Annotated in this window: 14 protein-coding genes and 1 pseudogene; 7 read left to right on the top strand and 8 right to left on the bottom strand. The window is 73.7% G+C overall.

Translation table 11 applies throughout. The annotated features are described in order from the left end of the window. Positions 1 to 540: 540 nt before the first annotated feature. From OIE67_RS19155 to OIE67_RS19145, 3 genes are all read right to left on the bottom strand, one after another. A complete protein-coding gene (locus OIE67_RS19155; protein WP_326642176.1) occupies positions 541 to 1,449 on the bottom strand; it encodes a helix-turn-helix domain-containing protein in 909 nt (302 codons plus the stop codon). A gap of 125 nt (positions 1,450 to 1,574) precedes the next feature. Continuing rightward, positions 1,575 to 2,180 carry a TetR/AcrR family transcriptional regulator gene (locus OIE67_RS19150; protein ID WP_326642175.1) on the bottom strand — a complete coding sequence of 202 codons (606 nt, stop codon included), beginning with the start codon at positions 2,178 to 2,180 and terminating at the stop codon, positions 1,575 to 1,577. A gap of 33 nt (positions 2,181 to 2,213) precedes the next feature. Then, a complete protein-coding gene (locus OIE67_RS19145; RefSeq protein ID WP_326642173.1) occupies positions 2,214 to 3,122 on the bottom strand; it encodes an alpha/beta fold hydrolase in 909 nt (302 codons plus the stop codon). Positions 3,123 to 3,471: 349 nt separating this feature from the next. On the opposite strand from OIE67_RS19145, the gene OIE67_RS19140 reads away from it, so the two are divergent. Next, a complete protein-coding gene (locus OIE67_RS19140; protein WP_326642171.1) occupies positions 3,472 to 4,194 on the top strand; it encodes a fasciclin domain-containing protein in 723 nt (240 codons plus the stop codon). A gap of 495 nt (positions 4,195 to 4,689) precedes the next feature. On the opposite strand, the gene OIE67_RS19135 is transcribed toward OIE67_RS19140, so the two are convergent. Further along, the gene (locus OIE67_RS19135; RefSeq protein WP_326642169.1) at positions 4,690 to 5,679 is read right to left on the bottom strand and encodes an aldo/keto reductase; all 990 of its coding nucleotides are present in this window, start codon (positions 5,677 to 5,679) and stop codon (positions 4,690 to 4,692) included. Positions 5,680 to 5,733: 54 nt separating this feature from the next. Next, positions 5,734 to 6,960, bottom strand: a complete 1,227-nt coding sequence (locus OIE67_RS19130; protein WP_326642167.1) for a GNAT family N-acetyltransferase — start codon at positions 6,958 to 6,960, stop codon at positions 5,734 to 5,736. Positions 6,961 to 7,028: 68 nt separating this feature from the next. Here OIE67_RS19130 and OIE67_RS19125 point away from each other — a divergent pair, with 68 nt between their 5' ends. Further along, positions 7,029 to 9,860 (top strand): ATP-binding protein, encoded by a 2,832-nt coding sequence (locus OIE67_RS19125; RefSeq protein WP_326642166.1) that lies wholly within the window; start codon positions 7,029 to 7,031, stop codon positions 9,858 to 9,860. A 41-nt stretch (positions 9,861 to 9,901) separates the two neighbouring features. Here OIE67_RS19125 and OIE67_RS19120 read toward each other — a convergent pair whose 3' ends face one another. After that, positions 9,902 to 10,876, bottom strand: coding sequence for an aldo/keto reductase (locus tag OIE67_RS19120; RefSeq protein WP_326642165.1), 975 nt, complete (start codon positions 10,874 to 10,876; stop codon positions 9,902 to 9,904). Between the two features lie 17 nt (positions 10,877 to 10,893). On the opposite strand from OIE67_RS19120, the gene OIE67_RS19115 reads away from it, so the two are divergent. The 3 genes from OIE67_RS19115 (at position 10,894) to OIE67_RS19105 (ending at position 12,911) form a co-directional block, all read left to right on the top strand. Further along, on the top strand, positions 10,894 to 11,619 hold the full coding sequence (locus tag OIE67_RS19115; protein WP_326642163.1) for a TetR/AcrR family transcriptional regulator: 726 nt from the start codon (positions 10,894 to 10,896) through the stop codon (positions 11,617 to 11,619). Between the two features lie 426 nt (positions 11,620 to 12,045). Further along, positions 12,046 to 12,636, top strand: coding sequence for a hypothetical protein (locus OIE67_RS19110; RefSeq protein ID WP_326642161.1), 591 nt, complete (start codon positions 12,046 to 12,048; stop codon positions 12,634 to 12,636). Then, on the top strand, positions 12,633 to 12,911 hold the full coding sequence (locus OIE67_RS19105) for an SDR family oxidoreductase (protein ID WP_326642159.1): 279 nt from the start codon (positions 12,633 to 12,635) through the stop codon (positions 12,909 to 12,911). Before OIE67_RS19110 ends, OIE67_RS19105 begins: the two co-directional genes overlap by 4 nt. Before the next feature lie 174 nt (positions 12,912 to 13,085). Here OIE67_RS19105 and OIE67_RS55475 read toward each other — a convergent pair. Next, positions 13,086 to 13,325 (bottom strand): annotated as a pseudogene (locus OIE67_RS55475) (transposase); the annotation flags it as partial. Between the two features lie 170 nt (positions 13,326 to 13,495). On the opposite strand from OIE67_RS55475, the gene OIE67_RS19100 reads away from it, so the two are divergent. After that, positions 13,496 to 13,834 (top strand): DoxX family protein, encoded by a 339-nt coding sequence (locus OIE67_RS19100; RefSeq protein ID WP_326642156.1) that lies wholly within the window; start codon positions 13,496 to 13,498, stop codon positions 13,832 to 13,834. Positions 13,835 to 14,601: 767 nt separating this feature from the next. Beyond that, positions 14,602 to 15,189 (top strand): hypothetical protein, encoded by a 588-nt coding sequence (locus tag OIE67_RS19095; RefSeq protein ID WP_326642154.1) that lies wholly within the window; start codon positions 14,602 to 14,604, stop codon positions 15,187 to 15,189. Positions 15,190 to 15,333: 144 nt separating this feature from the next. Here OIE67_RS19095 and OIE67_RS19090 read toward each other — a convergent pair whose 3' ends face one another. Then, positions 15,334 to 15,996 carry a DoxX family protein gene (locus OIE67_RS19090; protein WP_326645396.1) on the bottom strand — a complete coding sequence of 221 codons (663 nt, stop codon included), beginning with the start codon at positions 15,994 to 15,996 and terminating at the stop codon, positions 15,334 to 15,336. Positions 15,997 to 16,007: the final 11 nt, after the last annotated feature.

Genomic DNA, 16,007 nt, shown 5'->3' with positions numbered 1-16,007 from the left:
TCCGAAATCCCGGCCCGCGAACGGGACCCGCCGGCCGCCTGAGGCACCCGCAGAAGGGCCTCGCGAAGGGCTTCCAGCTCGGGGGCCCCACCGAAGCGAACCGCTCACCGAAGAGACCCCGCCGAAGGGCCCCGGTTGATGAGCCCCCGCTGAAGGAGCCCGGGCGGGGGAGCTGCCCGGGCCCCCAGCGATGACACGCCCCGGCGAGGAGCGCACCACCCGCACCGGAGAAACCGCCTCCCGTCACCCCGGCGACGCGGCGTGCTCCGGCACATCCCCAGCATCACCCCGCCGGGCGTCCGCGCAGGTCACGGCCAGGGCAGGAGTCACCGACAGGACCTTTGAACAAGCCCGCCCAACCGCGATCCAAACCCCCGCCCCCACAACGACACCCCGCCCGCGCCACGATCCGCCCGCACTCCGTCGCCCAGCGTGACGGCCACGTGCCGCTGATCACGGGTGCGGCGGCGACGGGAGGGGCCGGAAGAGCACGGTGGACGGTGCGGCGGTGGACGGGCGCCCCGGCGTCGCGGGGACGGTTCAGCGGCGGGCGCGCAGCGCGGCCAGCAGCCAGGCGAAGGCCGGGACCGCCGGCGGGCCCGGTTGCCGGCCGTTCAGCAGGCTCAGGAGCTGCCAGTACCGCTCGACGCGGGGCTCGGTGACCAGCTCCAGCCACGTGATCACAGCGGCGCTCTCCTGCTCGGCCAGGCCGCCGGGGAAGATCCGCGCCAGGATCGCGCTCGCCCCGGCCGACTCCGGCGCGACGGCGCGCGCCAGAGCGGCGCCGGCGTGCTCGATGACCAGGGGCCGGAGGCTGAGCCCGTACTCCAGGCGGTTGTCCCGTCCGCCGCTCAGAACCATGCGGCGGACCGTCTGCCGGAAGCTCGCGTCGCCCGCCAGACCCGCCAGTTCCACCCAGGCGTCGATCTGCTCGGGGGCCGGGTCCCGCGGCAGGTCGGGCGGGAGGTCGCGCATCCATTCCGCGACGATCGTGGCGTCCTCGTCGTCGACGCCGGCGAACACGCCGTCGACGAAGTCGTCGATGATCTGCCGGCGTTCCCGTGCTGAGAGCCTGGCCAGCGCGTTGATCAAGGTGATCTCCTCGGTAGAGCTGTCACGGCAGGCGAGAACGCGCAGGACGGACCGGCGGATCTCCAGGGTGCGGATCTCGGCGTCGAGCGCCCTGGCGTGCAGCTCCGCCACTTCGCTGAGCGTGGCCCGCCGCTCCAGCACCCGCCGGATGGCGTCCAGGCCGAGCCCGAGGTCGCGAAGCGTGCGCACCAGGCCCAGCCGCACGACCGCCTCGGCGTCATAGAGCCGGTACCCGCCCGGCGATCTGCCGGCCGGAGGCAGGACACCGCTGTCGGACCAGAAGCGGATCGTGCGCGCCCGCAGTCCTGTGCGGCGGGCCAGCTGCCCGATCGTGTAGAGGCCCGTCACGTCGTTCACGGCCTTCAATCTGCACCTTCCACCCGGTGGAATCTCAAGCGATCCGTCGGGGATTCTCGCGCACCGCCGGCGACGGGGGCCCGGGGCGGAGGACGGCGGGCTCTGATCCGGCCGGCCGGTGCCGGTCAGGGCGTCGCCGGGCCGAACAGGCGGTCGAGCTGGTAGCCGACGATGTCCATGGCCGCCCGGTGGTCGCGCTGCCCGCTGAGGACGCTGGAGGTCAGGCCGTTGGCCAGGGCCAGCAGGGCGGCGATCTCGGTACGCGGGTCACGGTCGGGCGCGATCTGCCCTGCCCGCTGCGCGTCGGTCAGCCGGGTGGTGAGGAAGTTCTCGAGTGCGTCGGGCAGGGTGAGCCCGGCCGCGGCGAGGGCCGGGTCGGTGAGTGCGGCGGTGTAGTAGGCGGTCCAGGCCATGGAGTCCAGGCGGCTCTCCTCGTCGCAGGGCACGATCGTGGCCAGCACGGCCTCCAGGACGCCGCGGGCCGTCAGTCCGCCCGCGGCGGCGGTGCGCCGCCTGACCCGGCGGTCCATGCGGGCGCCCAGCTCGGCGAGCCCGGATTCGAGCAGGGCCTGCTTGCCGGCGAAGTAGTACTGGACGACGCGCAGCGACACCCCGGCCTCGGCGGCGATCTCGCGCATCGACACCGCCCGCAGGCCGCGGGTGCCGGCGATGCGCAGCAGCGCCGCGGTCAGCTCGCGCCGCCGCGCCTCGTGGTCCACCTGCCGGGGCATTCCCGTTCTCCCTTCCGCCGTCCGTACCGTGTCCTACCGTGCCGCGGCGCCGGCGTCCAGGACGGGGAAGGCGAGGATCCGGCCGGCGATGCGGCCTGGAGCCTCGACGGGCAGCGAGTGGCCGGTGCCGGGCACGATCTCCACCCGCCACGACGGCACGGCGCGGGCCAGCCGCGCGGCCACCGCCCGCGCATCGTGCAGCGTGCTGCGCTCGCCCAGCAGCACCTGTACGGGCACGTCCGGCTCGCGGAGCTGCTCGTCGGTGTACGGCGGCGGGATGAGCGCGTGCCGGCGGAAGGACCATCCGGCCCGGATCAGCCGTACCAGGCCGTCCTCGCGCAGCACCCCGTTGTTCACCACGCCGGCCAGGCGGTGCCGTAAGGGGCGGGGAAGCAGGCAGGCGAGGGCGCCGAGGGCGGCCCAGCGGACGAACCGGCCGGTGATCGGCGCGAAGCCGCCCGGGTCGACCAGCGTCAGTGCCGCGATCCGGCCGCCCCGGCCCGGCGGCCGGTTCGTCGCGGCCCACATCGCGGTCCAGGCGCCGGCCGAGAAGCCCGCCACGTGGGCGCGCTCGGCTCCGGTCGCGTCCAGGACGTCGGACAGCCAGCCGCCGACCTCGGCGGCCGTCGTGAGCGCCCGCCGCTGCACCGAGCGGCCCGGCTCGCCGAGCGGGTCCAGCGCGAGGACCGGCCGGGTACGCGCCAGCGGCCCGATGTAGCGGTGCCAGCTCAGCGCGTTCCCGCCGGCGCCGGCCACGAGGACCACCGGATCCCCCTCGGCGGGCCCGGCCCGGTACGCCCGCACGGTGCCGGCGCGGGTCTCGACGTCGAAGGCGTCCACCGGCGCCGGCCACAGCTCGGCCAGGGCCCGGTCGTAGACGGCGTGGTAGCGGTCGCGGGCGGAGTCGGCGGTGAAGGCGGAGGGCCGGTCGGGAACGCGCATGAGGGGCTCCATCTCCCGTATGGATACGCTTGTATCCTAACCCGGCGCGGGCGGTCTGGCGAGGCCCGCCCACCGGCCGGTCAGGCCGCCGCACCCGGCCATCCGGCGGGGCGGTCCGGTCGTCCCGAGCCGGCGCGTGCCGGGTGAGAAGGACACCGGAAGGGGGTTTGAACGGCCATCCCCGTCTCCGCATTAAGCGACCATTACCTACTTTGTCGCCTCATAGCGGACACCGTACTTCTGCTTCTCCTGCCAGCACGGACACTGGAAGCACTCGCACGATGAGTTCTTGCGTCGATCGGAGCCGCAGCGGGCCCGCCCGCCGGCTCGAAAGATTCGGGGGACACCAGTGAAACGAGTGCTTCTCGCAGCGGCACTGGCGCTGACCACCGCCACCGCCGGGACCACGGCCGCCTCCGCCCTCACCCCAGAGCCGGAAGGCTCGCCGGTGCCGGGGGAGACCGCCACCATGCCGGGGGAGACCGAGACCCCGCCCGAAGAGACCTCACCTGAGGAGGGCACGCCCGAGGAGACGGCGCCCGAGGAGACGGCGACGGACGAGCCCGCTCCGGACGAGACGACGACGGGGGAGAGCACGCCTGGCGCCACCGCGAGCCCGTCGGGGCCCGGCTGCGCCCCGCTGGAGGAGGGCCTCACCGGCAGCGCCGACCAGCCCGTCGCCACGGCTCTGACGAAGGTCACCGACCTGTCCATGCTGTCGGAGGCGATCAAGCAGGCCGGGCTGGAGGAGAAGCTCAACTCCGCCCAGGACATCACCGTCTTCGCACCCGACAACGCGGCCTTCGAGGCCATCCCGAAGGACGCCCGCGACAAGATCATGGCCGACAAGAGCATCCTGACCAAGGCCCTGTCCTACCACGTGGTCGAAGGCAAGCTCGGACCCGCCGACCTGAAGGACGGAGCCAAGCTCAAGACGCTCGAAGGCGGCGAGCTGACCGTCAAAGGCACCGGCGACGACCTGACCGTCAACGACGCCAAGATCGTCTGCGGCAACGTGCCGACGAGCAACGCCACCGTCTACATCGTCGACAAGGTCCTCATGCCGCAGTAAGGCGCCCGCGGACCTGATCACCGGCAAGAGGCACGGCCACCGCCAGGCGGCCGTGCCTCTCCCCGCCCCCGCCCCCGCCCACCGGCCGGCGTTCAGGGGTTCCTGACGGCGGACAGGTCGAACTCGAGCGTGATCCTCTCGGAGATCATCACGCCGCCGCCCTCCATGACGGCGTTGAAGCTGACGCCCCAGACCGACGAAGGGCTGGCCGCGCTCGAGACGCCGCCCCCTCCACGTCGAGAGCGTCCGCACCCACCTCATCGACCTCCTGCCGCCCGAACAGCTCCACCGGCTCGGCGACATCAGCCGGACCCTCCTGCAGCACCAGACCGAGACCGGACAGGACACCCAGCAGCGCACCCAGCAGCGCACCCAGCAGCGCACCCAGCAGCGCACCGGGCAGGCAGACGAGCAGGCGCCGCGGGCGGACGTCACCGGCCGCCTCACCGTCCCCTCTTACCGGGCGCTCCGACCAGGCCCCCGAAGGGCCGCACCTCACGGCGCCACGCCCACCGGGGCGCGCACGTCCAGCAGGCCCTCGGCACGCAGATCGGACCACAACCCCGCCGGCACCCCGGCCGAGAACGCCGCCACGTCGGCCTCCACCTCCCGCGCCGAGCGCATGCCGACCACGATCCCCGCCACCACGGGATGCAGCAGCGGAAAGGCCATCGCGGCCTGCGGGACGCCCACCCCGTGCGTCTCGCACACGTCCGCGATCCGGTGGACCCGCCGCACCTGCTCGGCCCCGGCGGGCTCGTAGTCGAACCGGGCCCCCTCGACCGGCCGCCCGGTCGCCAGCAGGCCGGAGTTGAACACCGACGCGGCCAGGACCGACACGCCGCGCTCGGCGCAGGCGGGCAGCAGTTCCTCCAGCGCGCTCTGGTCCAGCAGCGTGTAGCGGCCCGACAGCATGATCACGTCCGCGTCGGTCTCCCGGACCAGGCGGGTCAGCTTGGCGGGGTCGTACATGCCCGCCCCGACGGCCCCGACCATCCCCTGCGCCCGCAGCTCGGCCAGCGCCGGGTAGCCGTCGCGCAGGGCGGCCTCGAAGTGCTCCTCGGCGTCGTGCAGATACAGCACGTCGATCCGGTCGGCGCCCATGCGGGTCAGGGAGTCCTCCACGCTGCGCCGGATGCCGTCGCGGGAGAAGTCCCACACCCGGCGGTGGGTGGCGGGCACGGCGAAGCTCTCGTCCATCCGCCCCCGCGCCTCCTGCGGGACCAGCAGCCGGCCGACCTTCGTCGACAGCGTGTACTCCGCCCGCGGCCTGCCGCGCAGCAGCTCGCCGACGCGGCGCTCGGAGTGCCCGATGCCGTAGTGCGGCGAGGTGTCGAAGGAGCGGATCCCCGCCTGCCAGGCGGCCGTCAGCGCCCGGGCCGCGGTGTCGTCGTCCAGCGGTTCGAACAGGCCCCCCAGGGGGCCGCCGCCGAAGCCGAGCTCGGTGACGCGCACCGGGGTGCGCCCGAGCCGATGAGTACGCATGCGATGAATCTCCATGGGTGTGCGCTTCCGGCCTTCGGCCGGACGTCATGATGCTCAGAAGGCCGGGAAGGCCGCGCCCGACGGGTGGAACGGCTCCCGCTCACCCCGGAAGGCCAGCGACGCGGCCGCGACCGCCCCAGGGCGCAGTTCCTCGACCCGGCCGGCCGCCGCCAGCGACGCCAGAGTGGTGCCGCCCAGGTAGGCCGCGCCCAGCTCGGTGGAGGTCAGCCGCAGATCGGCCCGGGCCCGCGTACGTTCACACGTGACCGCATCCCCGCCGGCTCGCAGCCGGTAGCGGCCCGCGTTCCACGGGCAGAACGAGTCCTGCACCTCCAGCACCACGTCCAGCGCGGCCGAGTAGCGGCGGGCGCAAAGCGCCCGCGGCACGTCCGCCAGCCGGACCCACAGGTTGTCGACCACGGTGGTGTGGGCGGCGCGCGGGTCGGCCAGCAGCTGCTTCAGCGGCTCGTCCACCGCGCCGTCGTAGCTCAGGCCGGTGTGGGCGTCGAGGTCGATGAGGAAACGCCACAGCGCGGCGTACGCCTGCCGGGTGGCGGACACGAGCTCGACGACCCGCACCACCGCGCGCCGGGAGCGGTAGAGGACGTAGCCGGTGACCTCGCCGCCCGGCTCGGTGTGGACGGCGAACCGCAGCGCCGTCCCGCCGCCCTCACGCGCCCGCTCGCCGTCGGCCAGCCGGGCCCGCCAGAACCTCTCGCTGCGGTCGACCCACCCGACCCCGTCCCGGCGGGCGACGTCGTACACCTTCTCCAGCAGCGGCAGCGCCTCCGCCCGGTCGAGCAGCCTGATCGCGCCGTCCCCGACATCGGTGCCGGGCCGCAGCGCCATGAACCTCTTGTCGCCCTGGATCTCGGCCACGTGACTGGCCACCCCGTACCCGAACCGGCCGTAGATCGTCGCCTCGGCGGCGTTGAGCGCCGCGACCGGCTCGCCGCCCGACTCGTACAGGCCGGTGAGCTGCTCGCGCATCATCGCGGTGAGGATGCCGCGGCGCCGGTGCGTGGGCAGCACCGCCACCAGGGTGATGCCGGCGACGGGCACCGACGCGCCGGGGACCGTCATGACGCGGCCGTAGACGGACGCGCCGCCGACGATCCGGCCGTCGTCGAAGGCGGCGAGGGTCCGCCCGGGTTCGATGGAGGCGGCGGCGTTCCTGAGGCCGCCTTCGGTCCAGTCCTGGCCGTAGGTCGTGGTGACCATGCGGGCCCACGCGCCGAGCTCGGCCGCGGTGATGACCCGCAGCGGGTAGGTGCTTGTCATGCCGTCGAGCCTGGCCGGATGAACAGGCGCCGCACATCAGGCGATCGGGGTATTTATATGCTGGCGCGGTGGTGGCGGAACGCGTGGTCAGCCCGGTGTTCGTCGGCCGGGGCGAGGAGTCGGCCGCCCTGGCGGCGGCCCTGGACACCGCCGTCGGGCAGGGGCCGGCGGTGGCGCTGGTGGCGGGGGAGGCCGGGATCGGCAAGTCGCGGCTGCTCGCCGAGTTCGCCCGCTCCCTCGGGCCGGGCGTGCGCGTGGCCGAGGGAGCCTGCGCCGAGCTGGGCAGCGACGGGCTGCCGTACGCGCCGTTCGTGACCGTGCTGCGCCGCCTGATCCGCCTCGACGGCGTCCTGCCGGGCCCCTACCGGCAGCTGGCCCGCTGGTTCCCCGGCCTCGGCGAGCCCGGCGACGCCGAAGGCGGCAAGCACCGCCTGTACGAGGAGATCCTGACGCTCATCGAACGGGTGGCCGCCGACCGGCCGCTCGTCGTCCTGATCGAGGACCTGCACTGGGCCGACGCCGCCACCCGCGAGCTGCTCGGCTTCCTGGCCAGGAACCTCACCCAGCCCGGCGTGCTGCTGGCGATCACCCACCGGCCGCCCGGCCCCGGCGACGGGCAGCTCGGCCCGCTGCTGGCCGAGCTCTCCCGCCGCCCCCGCACCACCAGCCTGCGCCTGGAGCGCCTGGACCGGCGGGGCGTGGCCCGCCAGCTGGCCGCCATCCTCGGCGCCGAACCGGGACCGGACACCGTACGCCGTGTGCACGCACGCAGTGAGGGCAACCCGCTGTTCGTCGAGGCGCTCGCCCGCGCCGGCGAACGCACTCCCGACAGCCTGCGCGACCTGCTGCTGTACGGCCCGCGCTCCCTGCCGGGCCCGGCCCGTGACCTGCTCGGCGTCGCCTCGGTGGCGGGCGGCCGGGCCGGCCACCGCCTGCTGGCGCGGGTGAGCGGCAAGGACGGCGCCGAGCTCGACGCCCTGCTGCGCGAGCTCGTCGACCGCAGCCTCCTGCTCACCGCGCAGGACGGCTACGACTTCCGCCACGCCCTGATCCGGCACGTGGTGTACGAGGACCTGCTGCCGGGCGAACGGGCCCGCCTGCACGCCCGCTACGCCGAGGCCCTGGACGGCACCGGCGCCCACGCCGAGCTGGCCGCGCACGCCCACGCCGCCGGCGACCACCGCACCGCCCTGACCGCCGCCTTCCACGCCGCCGCCCAGGCCCGCGCCTCCTACGCCTATGAGGAGCAGGTCCGCATGCTGGAGCAGGTCCTGCAGCTGTGGGACCCCGGCGTGCCACTGGGCTGCGACCGGGTAGGCGTCCTGACCGAGGCCGCGCAGGCGTGCATGCTCAGCGGCGACTACGCGCGCGGCATCGGCTACGCCGGTGCCGGGCTGGCCGCCGTGGACGAGCGCCGCGAGCCCGCACGGGCCGCGCAGCTGCTGGAGCATCGCGGCCGGCTGCGTCACCGGCTGGACGGGACCGGCGTCACCGACTGGGAGCAGGCCCTGCGCCTGCTGCCCGCCTCCGCTGCCGCCATGCCCGCCGCCATGCCCGCCGCCGTGCAGCGCGGGCAGTTGCTCGGTGTGCTGGCCATGGGTCTGCTGCCGGAGGAGGAGCGGGCGCGCTCCTCGTTCGAGGAGGCGCTGGCCATCGGCCGGCGCACCGGCGACGCGACCGTCACGATCCGCGGCCTGCTCGGCGTCGCCTCCATGACCGGAGACCTCGCCCTGCTGGCCGAGGCCCGCACCCTGGCCGCCCGCCTGGACGGTCACGACCTGCTCATGACCGTCCCCATGTACGAGGCCACCCTGCACACCAAGGCCGGCGAGCACCACCGCGCCGCCGAGGCGGCCCGTGACGGCATCCGCCACGCCCGCCGGTACGGGCTGGGCCGCAGCCGCGGCGCCGAGCTCGCCCGCTACGCCGGCCGCAGCCTGATCCTGGCCGGCCGCTGGCAGGAGGCGGAGACGCTGCTGCGCGAAAGCCTGCAGGAGGATCCGCCGCCGCTGTCCCGCCACGCCCTGCTCGTCCTTTCCGGCCATCTGTCGCTGCTGCGCGGCGACGTGCCCGCCGCCGCCCGCGCCGCGGCCGACGCCGAGGCGGCCGCCTCGGCCGAGCACTCCGGCAGCGCGAGCCTGTTCCCCCGCCACCAGCTGCTGTGCCTGCTGGCCGTCGCCCAGGGCGACCCGGAGCGGGCCGACCTGCTGCTGGAACGGGCTCTGGCCGATCCGGCCCTGGCCCGCGTCTACAGCAGTGACGCCCGCCCGGTCCTCATCGCCGGCGCGCTCGTCCAGCGGGCCCGTCTCGCCGCCGGTCCCGGCCGGGAGCCGCGGCGGCGGGTGGCGCGGCGCCAGGCCGAGCTCGCCGCGGCCGACGCCGCGCTCGGAGTGGACGGGCGGCTCGACCGCGCCTGGCAGGTCATGCTGCACGCCCTGCTCGGCGACGCCGGCTGGGACGAGGCCGCCAAGGCCTGGCAGGAGCTGGGGCAGCCGTACGAGCTGGCTCTGAGCCTTTTCCACGGCGCGCGAGCCGCCCTGGAGGCCGGCGACCGGCCCGCCGCGACGGCCCGCCTCGGCCAGGCCGCGACACTGGCCGCCGACCTCGGCGCCGGGCCGCTCGCCCGCGACATCGCCCTGCTCGGCCGGCCCCGCCCGGCCACCGGCGGGCTCACCGAGCGCGAGCACGACGTCCTGCGGCTGATCGCCGAGGGGCTGAGCAACCGGCTGATCGCCGCCCGCCTGCACATCTCGCCGAGCACGGCGGGAGTGCACGTCTCTCACATCCTGGCCAAACTGGGCGCGTCCACCCGCACCGAGGCGGCGGCCATCGCCTTCCGCGAAGGCCTGACCGGCGACGGACAGACCGGCGAAGGGCTGACCGGCCCGTCCACCGCCTGACCCGGCGGCACACCTGCGCCGAGACCCCGTCGGGAGGCTGGTCAGCGGTGGCTTTCCGCCGCGGACCTGAGCGCGTCGAGCGTGGACTGGTGCGGCCGCTCGATGACGGCCGTGGACTCGTCGACGAGGCCGGTCAGGCGGGCCACCTCGGCGTCGGTCAGGTTCGCGGCGACCTCGGCCGCGGCGATGTTGGCGCGCAGGTGTGCGGGGTTCGTGGTGCCGGGGATGACGACCATGGCGGGGGAACGGCGGAGCAGCCAGGCCAGCGCGACCTGGGCCGGCGTCGCGCCGAGGCGCTCGGCGGGGCCCGCCAGCTCGTCGTAGGAGGCGAGCCGGCCGGAGGCCAGCGGGAAGTAGGGGACGAACATGATCCCGTGCGCCTCGCAGTCGGCGAGGACCTGGACGCCGCTGCGGTCGAGCAGGTTGAAGCGGTTCTGCACGGCCGCGATCGGCGTCATCCTCCGTGCGCGGGCCAGCATCCCGGGCGAGGCGCCGGACAGGCCGATGCGGCGGATGAGGCCCTGGTCGTGCAGCTCGACGAGCACGCCGAGCGCGTCCTCCAGCGGCACGTCGCTGTGCGTTCCCGGGGTGTCGCCGGCGAGCCGCAGGTAGGTCAGCTCGCTCGTCTCCGTGCCCAGGTCGGCCAGCGCCTGGTGGACCTGCTCGCGGACGGTGTCCGGGTGGTCGGTGATGATCCACGACCCGTCCGGGCCGCGCCCGGCGCCGACCTTGTTACCGACGATCACTTCGTCGGGCAAGGGCCGCAGCGCCTCTCCGATCAGCCGGTTCACCGTACGCGGCCCGTAGGCGTTCGCGGTGTCGAAGAACGTGACTCCCTGCTCGACCGCCAGGCGCAGCACCCGGCGCGCGGCCTCGGGGTCGTCCGGCGGCCCCCAGACGTTCGGCCCGGCGAGCTGCATGGCGCCGTATCCGACCCGGTTCATCGGCTTTCTCCCTTGCTGTATCACTGCCACGCAAAAAAGCGTATCACTGCGCGTTTCAGTGATACGCCACATGCCGTAGCATCGCCACCGTGGATGACGTGAAGACCCGCACCCGGCGGCAGATCCTCGAGGCGGCGGCCGGAATCCTCGAACGGGAGGGCGCCCAGGCGGTCTCCACCCGCTCGGTCGCCGCGGCGGCCGGCATCCGCGCCGCCTCCCTCTACCAGCTCTTCGGCGACAAGGACGCCCTGCTCGCGGCCCTGGCCGTGCACGGCTTCGGCCTCTACCTGGCCGAGAAGCACGAGCTGGCGCCCACCGGGGACCCGGTGGCGGACCTGCGCCGCGGCTGGGACCTGCATGTCGGCTTCGGCCTGCGCCATCCGGCCTTCTACGTGCTGATGTTCGGCACCGACCGCCCCGGCCGCCGCGCGCCCGCCGCCCAGGAGGCCCACGATCTGCTGCTGAGGTTCCTCAGCCGCGTCGCCGACGCCGGCCGCCTCCGCGTCCCGGCCCTCACCGCCGCCGGCCTCCTGCACAGCGGCGTCACCGGCGTCACCCTGTCGCTGATCGGCGCCCCGGCCGCGGATCGCGATCCGGAGATCTCCGCGCGGATGCGCGACACCCTCATCGGCTCCCTCACCACCGACCCGCCCCCTGTCACCGACCCGAGCCTCGCCGCCCGGGCCCTCGCCCTCGACTCCGCCCTCGACGCCGCGGAAGAGGCCGCCGAAGGGGCCACGGAAGGGGCCGCCCTCCCGCTCCGCCCGGCCGAAACCGCCCTCCTGCGCGACTGGCTCAACCAGCTCGCCCGCTGACCCCGGACACCCCGGAGACCCTCGCGGCCCGACCCCGGCGAAACGTGGGCGCCCACGCGGAAGATCGGGCACGGCTGGCCGGGCAGGCAGGTTCCGGTCGTCGCCATCGCTTGCGCCGCCGCGCTGGGAGCCAGGCCCGACGTCCCGTCCCGGGCTCAGGTGGCGTCCGAGATCAGCGCCGGTTACGGCCGTCCGCTAGCGCACTGTTCCTTCAGTCCGGAGGGCCGCTCTCGACGCTCCATGAGCGGCAGGCGCATCGAGGAACCCATGGGCTCGTCCGTAGTTTCAGACCAACGCCCATCCGTCAGAGCCACCGACAGGTGCGCGTCTGCATCCGCGCAAGGCTCTGACGCTGGGGGCTTCTTGCCTGCTTGCCTCTACGAGATTAGGTTCACACGGAATGGACCTGCCTCTACTGTGAGTGAGGTGGGCGAGGATTTGAACGAGGCGCTTGGTGTGGTGGCGCTCCTCGGGGGTGTGCTGCTGCTTGTCATGCTGGTGTCCGGTGACTCCGAAGCCAAGCCAGCCGATAACGAAGTCGACCCGGCTGTGAAGCGACGGCGGTGGGAAGTGCGGGTCCAGGTGGCACGCCGCCTCCTGGAGGTCTGCCTCACCAACGCCGCCCACGGGGACAAGCACTACCAGGAGGCTGAGAGGCGCCTTGCCACCCCTGGTTCGGAGAGCCTCGCGGTCATGGACATCGAACAGGCCTGCATCTACAGGCACTGGCGGGCGCTGCTGCACTTGGCGGTTATCCGCGCCATGGAGATGAAGCCCCAAGAGGCGATATATGCGTTCGACAAGGCCGTCCTGATGGTGAACCCTGCGGGGATCGAGCCCGACGACTTCCGGCCCAAGATGGTCGGGATGGCCCTGGTCTGGCTGGAGGTTCGCTCGGGGCTGGCCAAGGTGTGGGAGGAGTCTGTGGGCCGGAGACATCCTGGCCTGTCCGGCTCGCAGTTGCGCGCCAAAGCGGTCGAAGAGATCATCGAGACGATCCCGCCCTTGAAACCATGACGCCCTCGCAGGGCTGCCACAGGCCGGGCGGGTTCTTGCCGCTGCCCGGCGCCGCACACTACGCCGCATCCAAGGCCGCCCTCGAACAACTCGCCCGCGGCTGGGCGCTGGAACCGGCCGGCGACGGCATCCGCGTCAACGCCCTGGCCCCCGGCCCTGCCCAAAGCCAGGCTCTGACCGCCGCCGGCCTGCCCGAGACCGTCGTCCAGCAGATCAAGCGCGAGGAGGCCGCTTGCCCGCTGGGCCGTAGTCGGTGGAGTGACAGCGTTCGGTGATGACCTGGGCGGCGCCGGGCATCTGCCGGCCCGCCCGCCGGATCGCGCGATCAGTTGAGTGATGGTGTCCTGGGTCGCGACCGCGTCTTCCAGCACCACCGAGTCCAGCACCCGCCGGGTGCGGCCGGACAGCACCCCGCTGGCCGCGGCCACCTGGCTGACCCGGGCAAAGATGCGGTTCGGATCACCCGATCGGCGCAGCGGCTGCCGGAAGTACACCAGCAGCGAGGGGTCGAACCCCCGATCGTGCAGGCCGAGCCCGCAGGCGGCCTTCCACCGCAGATCACAGCGCAGCGCCGGCGCCGCCTCCGGGTCGGAGTGATGCAGTAAGGCCTGCAACACCAGCACACACGCCAGTTCCTGCGGCGGGATGCTCGGCCGGCCATCGGTCGCGGCGTACAGGTCGGCGAACATCTCCTCGGGAAACAGCTCATCGCGATGCTCGGCCAGGAACGCGTACACGCTGCCTGCCGGAATCAGCTCCCGGCAGATGCTCCACACATCCGGCCCTACCGGCCGTGCGGGACGATGCCCCATCATGCCGCCATATGTCACAACGGGGCGTGGCGGATCGTCCTTGTGCCATGTATGTCGTTATCACGCTGCTGACGGCCGCGGTCGTCGGCCTGGCCGCCGTCGCCAACCTCGCCCGGCACTCCTACGGGCGGGCTCAGGCCGAAAGGCAAGGTGTTCCGGTCTCCTGGCAGGTCCCGCTCGGGTTCGTGCTCGGGGCTGGGGCCGTCGGGCTGCTGGTGGGGCTGGCCGTTCCGGTGCTCGGGACGGTGGCCGCCGCCTGCCTCGTCGCTTACTTCACTGTCGCGTTCATCCCTGAGGTGCGGGCGCGACCTCTGCGGATCGGCCCATGGGCCGTGTACTTCGTGCTGGCCGTGGCCTCGCTCGCAGCGAGCTTGATCCTGCGGTGAGCCCCACGTCTTGACGAACGGGCTGTCGGCCCGCTCGGCAGGCAGGGCTTGCAGAGCGGCATGGAAGCGCGCCACTGCGTGGGGAAGAGCCGTTCGGCGGGGTCCTGCTCCCGGTGGACGTGCTCGGCGCCCTGCCGGAGCCGCTCCTGCTCGGCGAGGTGGTCGGCGCGGTCGCCGGCGGGGTCCTGCTCGACCGTCACGCCGTTCTCAACCCATAGGCTGACCGCCTTACCGCCGGCCAGTGGAAAGGTGGCCTGGCAGGTCGGGCACGGCCGCGTCGCGACGGGGTGCTGAGTCATTTACACCGCTTTGCGGATCGGGGAGCTGGGGGCGGGCCGTCGCCCGGGGTGGGCAGTTGCAGCAGGCCGGCGTCGAAGGCCAGGTGGAACATGGCGCCCAGGCGCACCGCCGCGGAGCCGGGGTCGATCGCGGCGGGCGTACGGGCGTACGGCGGCCTCCGGCAGGCTGGCCAGCACGGCGTGGGTGTGGCCCAGCAGGTAATAGGCCAGGGACGTCTTGTCGGTGAGCAGCTTGGCCAGCTGCGGCCCTTCCTGTTTCAGGTCCCCGCGGATCTCTGCCGCGAGGTCGCTGATCGCCGCGCTGAAGGCCGGGTCGACGGCCGCGCACGTAGATGCCGCGCCCGTACCGCTCGTACAGCGAAGAATCCAACGAAGTGGCTTCTGACCTGCGGTGACGTTCGTCGACCCGACCCGACCCGGCGCGGTGAGGTCTAGTCGCGGCTCGCGATTCGCCTCACGGTGGAGAACGTGAAGCCTGTCTCGGTGGTGGTGACCGCGGTCGGCGTGGCGCTGGTGGTGGGGATCGTCTGGGTGCTGGACCCGGGGGCGCGCTGGGTGCTGGAGCACGTGGATGGCGTGGTGATCGGCGGCCCGACGGGGCTGGCCGGCGAGAAGCCAGCAGTGGCCGTGGACGCGGTCCGTGGCCGGGTGCTGGCGGTGGCCACCGGGCTGGCCGCGCTGGTCGCGGTGTTCTACACCGCGCGCAACGCCCACACCGCCCGGCGTACCTTCCAGCTCGGTGAGCGCGGCCATGCGACCGACCGCTACGGCAAGGCCGTCGAGCAGCTCGGCAGCGACCCGGCCCCGGGCCGCCTGGGCGGCCTGTACGCCCTGGAACAGCTCGCCCAGGACAACCGCGACCCCGTGCTCCGGCAGACGGTCGTGGACGTGATCTGCGCGTACCTGCGCATGCCGTACACCCCGCCGCTGGACGGGGACCGATCCGGTCACCTGCGCTACCAGGAGCCGCCCGCCGCTGGTGGCAGTTCCGCACCCCCGACGCTGACGACCGCCACTGGCCGGGCCTCCGCCTCGACCTCACCGGCGCCACCCTGATGGACTTCAACCTGCCCCGCTGCCGCGTCAGCGAGGCTCGGTTCGGCGGGCCGAGCAGGCCGTGGCGATCGCCGGGTCCTGCGGTTTCCGCCTGCTGGAAAGGCAGGCCCCAGTCCGCCCTGCACGCGTCACGGCGATGAGCCGCTACCCGTCGATCCAGCCGAGCTCGACCGCCCATCCGCGCGTCATGGCTTCGGCCGCGGGCAGCGTCAGGAACGAGACGGCGTACAGAACGACGAGGAGCCCGATCGGCACCGCCCAGGCGCGAGGGCGGCGGCCGGCGGGCCGGAGACTTACGTGCTCGGCGGAGCGGTCGCGACGGAGTCGCGTCTCCGGGAGCCCGCGGTCGGCGGGCCTCAGCGCCCACGACGCGATGGCGCACATCCCGAACACCAGCGGCACCCCCCACGTCCGCGGGCCGTCGCCGACGATCAGATGCGACACCACGGCGCTCGACCAGAGGAACAAGGCGCCCGCGTACGCCCATTCCTTGATCAGCGCAAACCTGGGCACGATGATCGCGACGGCTGCGGCGGCCTGCCACAGGGCCAGGATGTAGGCGAAGAAGGGCGGGTATCCCAGATGGCGCAGCTGGGCCTGCACCCATTCGATCGGCACCAGGTTCCACAACGATCCTGCGGCCAGCTCGAAGACGATCACGAACGTGGTAGCCCCGTAGACGATGGGGCGGATCCGACTCCCGTTCCAGGCGCCGCGTGCGACGGCCGGCTTCCCGCCCGTCGCGCGCGGAACCGTCGTGGTCGTCCGGGTTCGCGTCTCAGCCTTCTCGTCCAGGCCATCTGGCATGCTCACGAGAT

Origin of the sequence: Nonomuraea fuscirosea (assembly GCF_035917475.1) — a bacterium.
Classification (GTDB): domain Bacteria; phylum Actinomycetota; class Actinomycetes; order Streptosporangiales; family Streptosporangiaceae; genus Nonomuraea; species Nonomuraea fuscirosea.
Note: the sequence above shows the minus strand (reverse complement) of the source record. Positions and strands in the feature narration are given on the sequence as shown.

Excerpts from the sequence above, each read along its gene's own strand:
- OIE67_RS19090 (WP_326645396.1), bottom strand. The coding sequence starts at position 15,996 with ATGCCAGATGGCCTGGACGAGAAGGCTGAGACGCGAACCCGGACGACC.
- OIE67_RS19105 (WP_326642159.1), top strand. The coding sequence starts at position 12,633 with ATGACGCCCTCGCAGGGCTGCCACAGGCCGGGCGGGTTCTTGCCGCTG.
- OIE67_RS19130 (WP_326642167.1), bottom strand. The coding sequence starts at position 6,960 with ATGACAAGCACCTACCCGCTGCGGGTCATCACCGCGGCCGAGCTCGGC.
- OIE67_RS19145 (WP_326642173.1), bottom strand. The coding sequence starts at position 3,122 with ATGCGCGTTCCCGACCGGCCCTCCGCCTTCACCGCCGACTCCGCCCGC.
- OIE67_RS19120 (WP_326642165.1), bottom strand. The coding sequence starts at position 10,876 with ATGTGGCGTATCACTGAAACGCGCAGTGATACGCTTTTTTGCGTGGCA.
- OIE67_RS19150 (WP_326642175.1), bottom strand. The coding sequence starts at position 2,180 with ATGCCCCGGCAGGTGGACCACGAGGCGCGGCGGCGCGAGCTGACCGCG.
- OIE67_RS19135 (WP_326642169.1), bottom strand. The coding sequence starts at position 5,679 with ATGCGTACTCATCGGCTCGGGCGCACCCCGGTGCGCGTCACCGAGCTC.
- OIE67_RS19100 (WP_326642156.1), top strand. The coding sequence starts at position 13,496 with ATGTATGTCGTTATCACGCTGCTGACGGCCGCGGTCGTCGGCCTGGCC.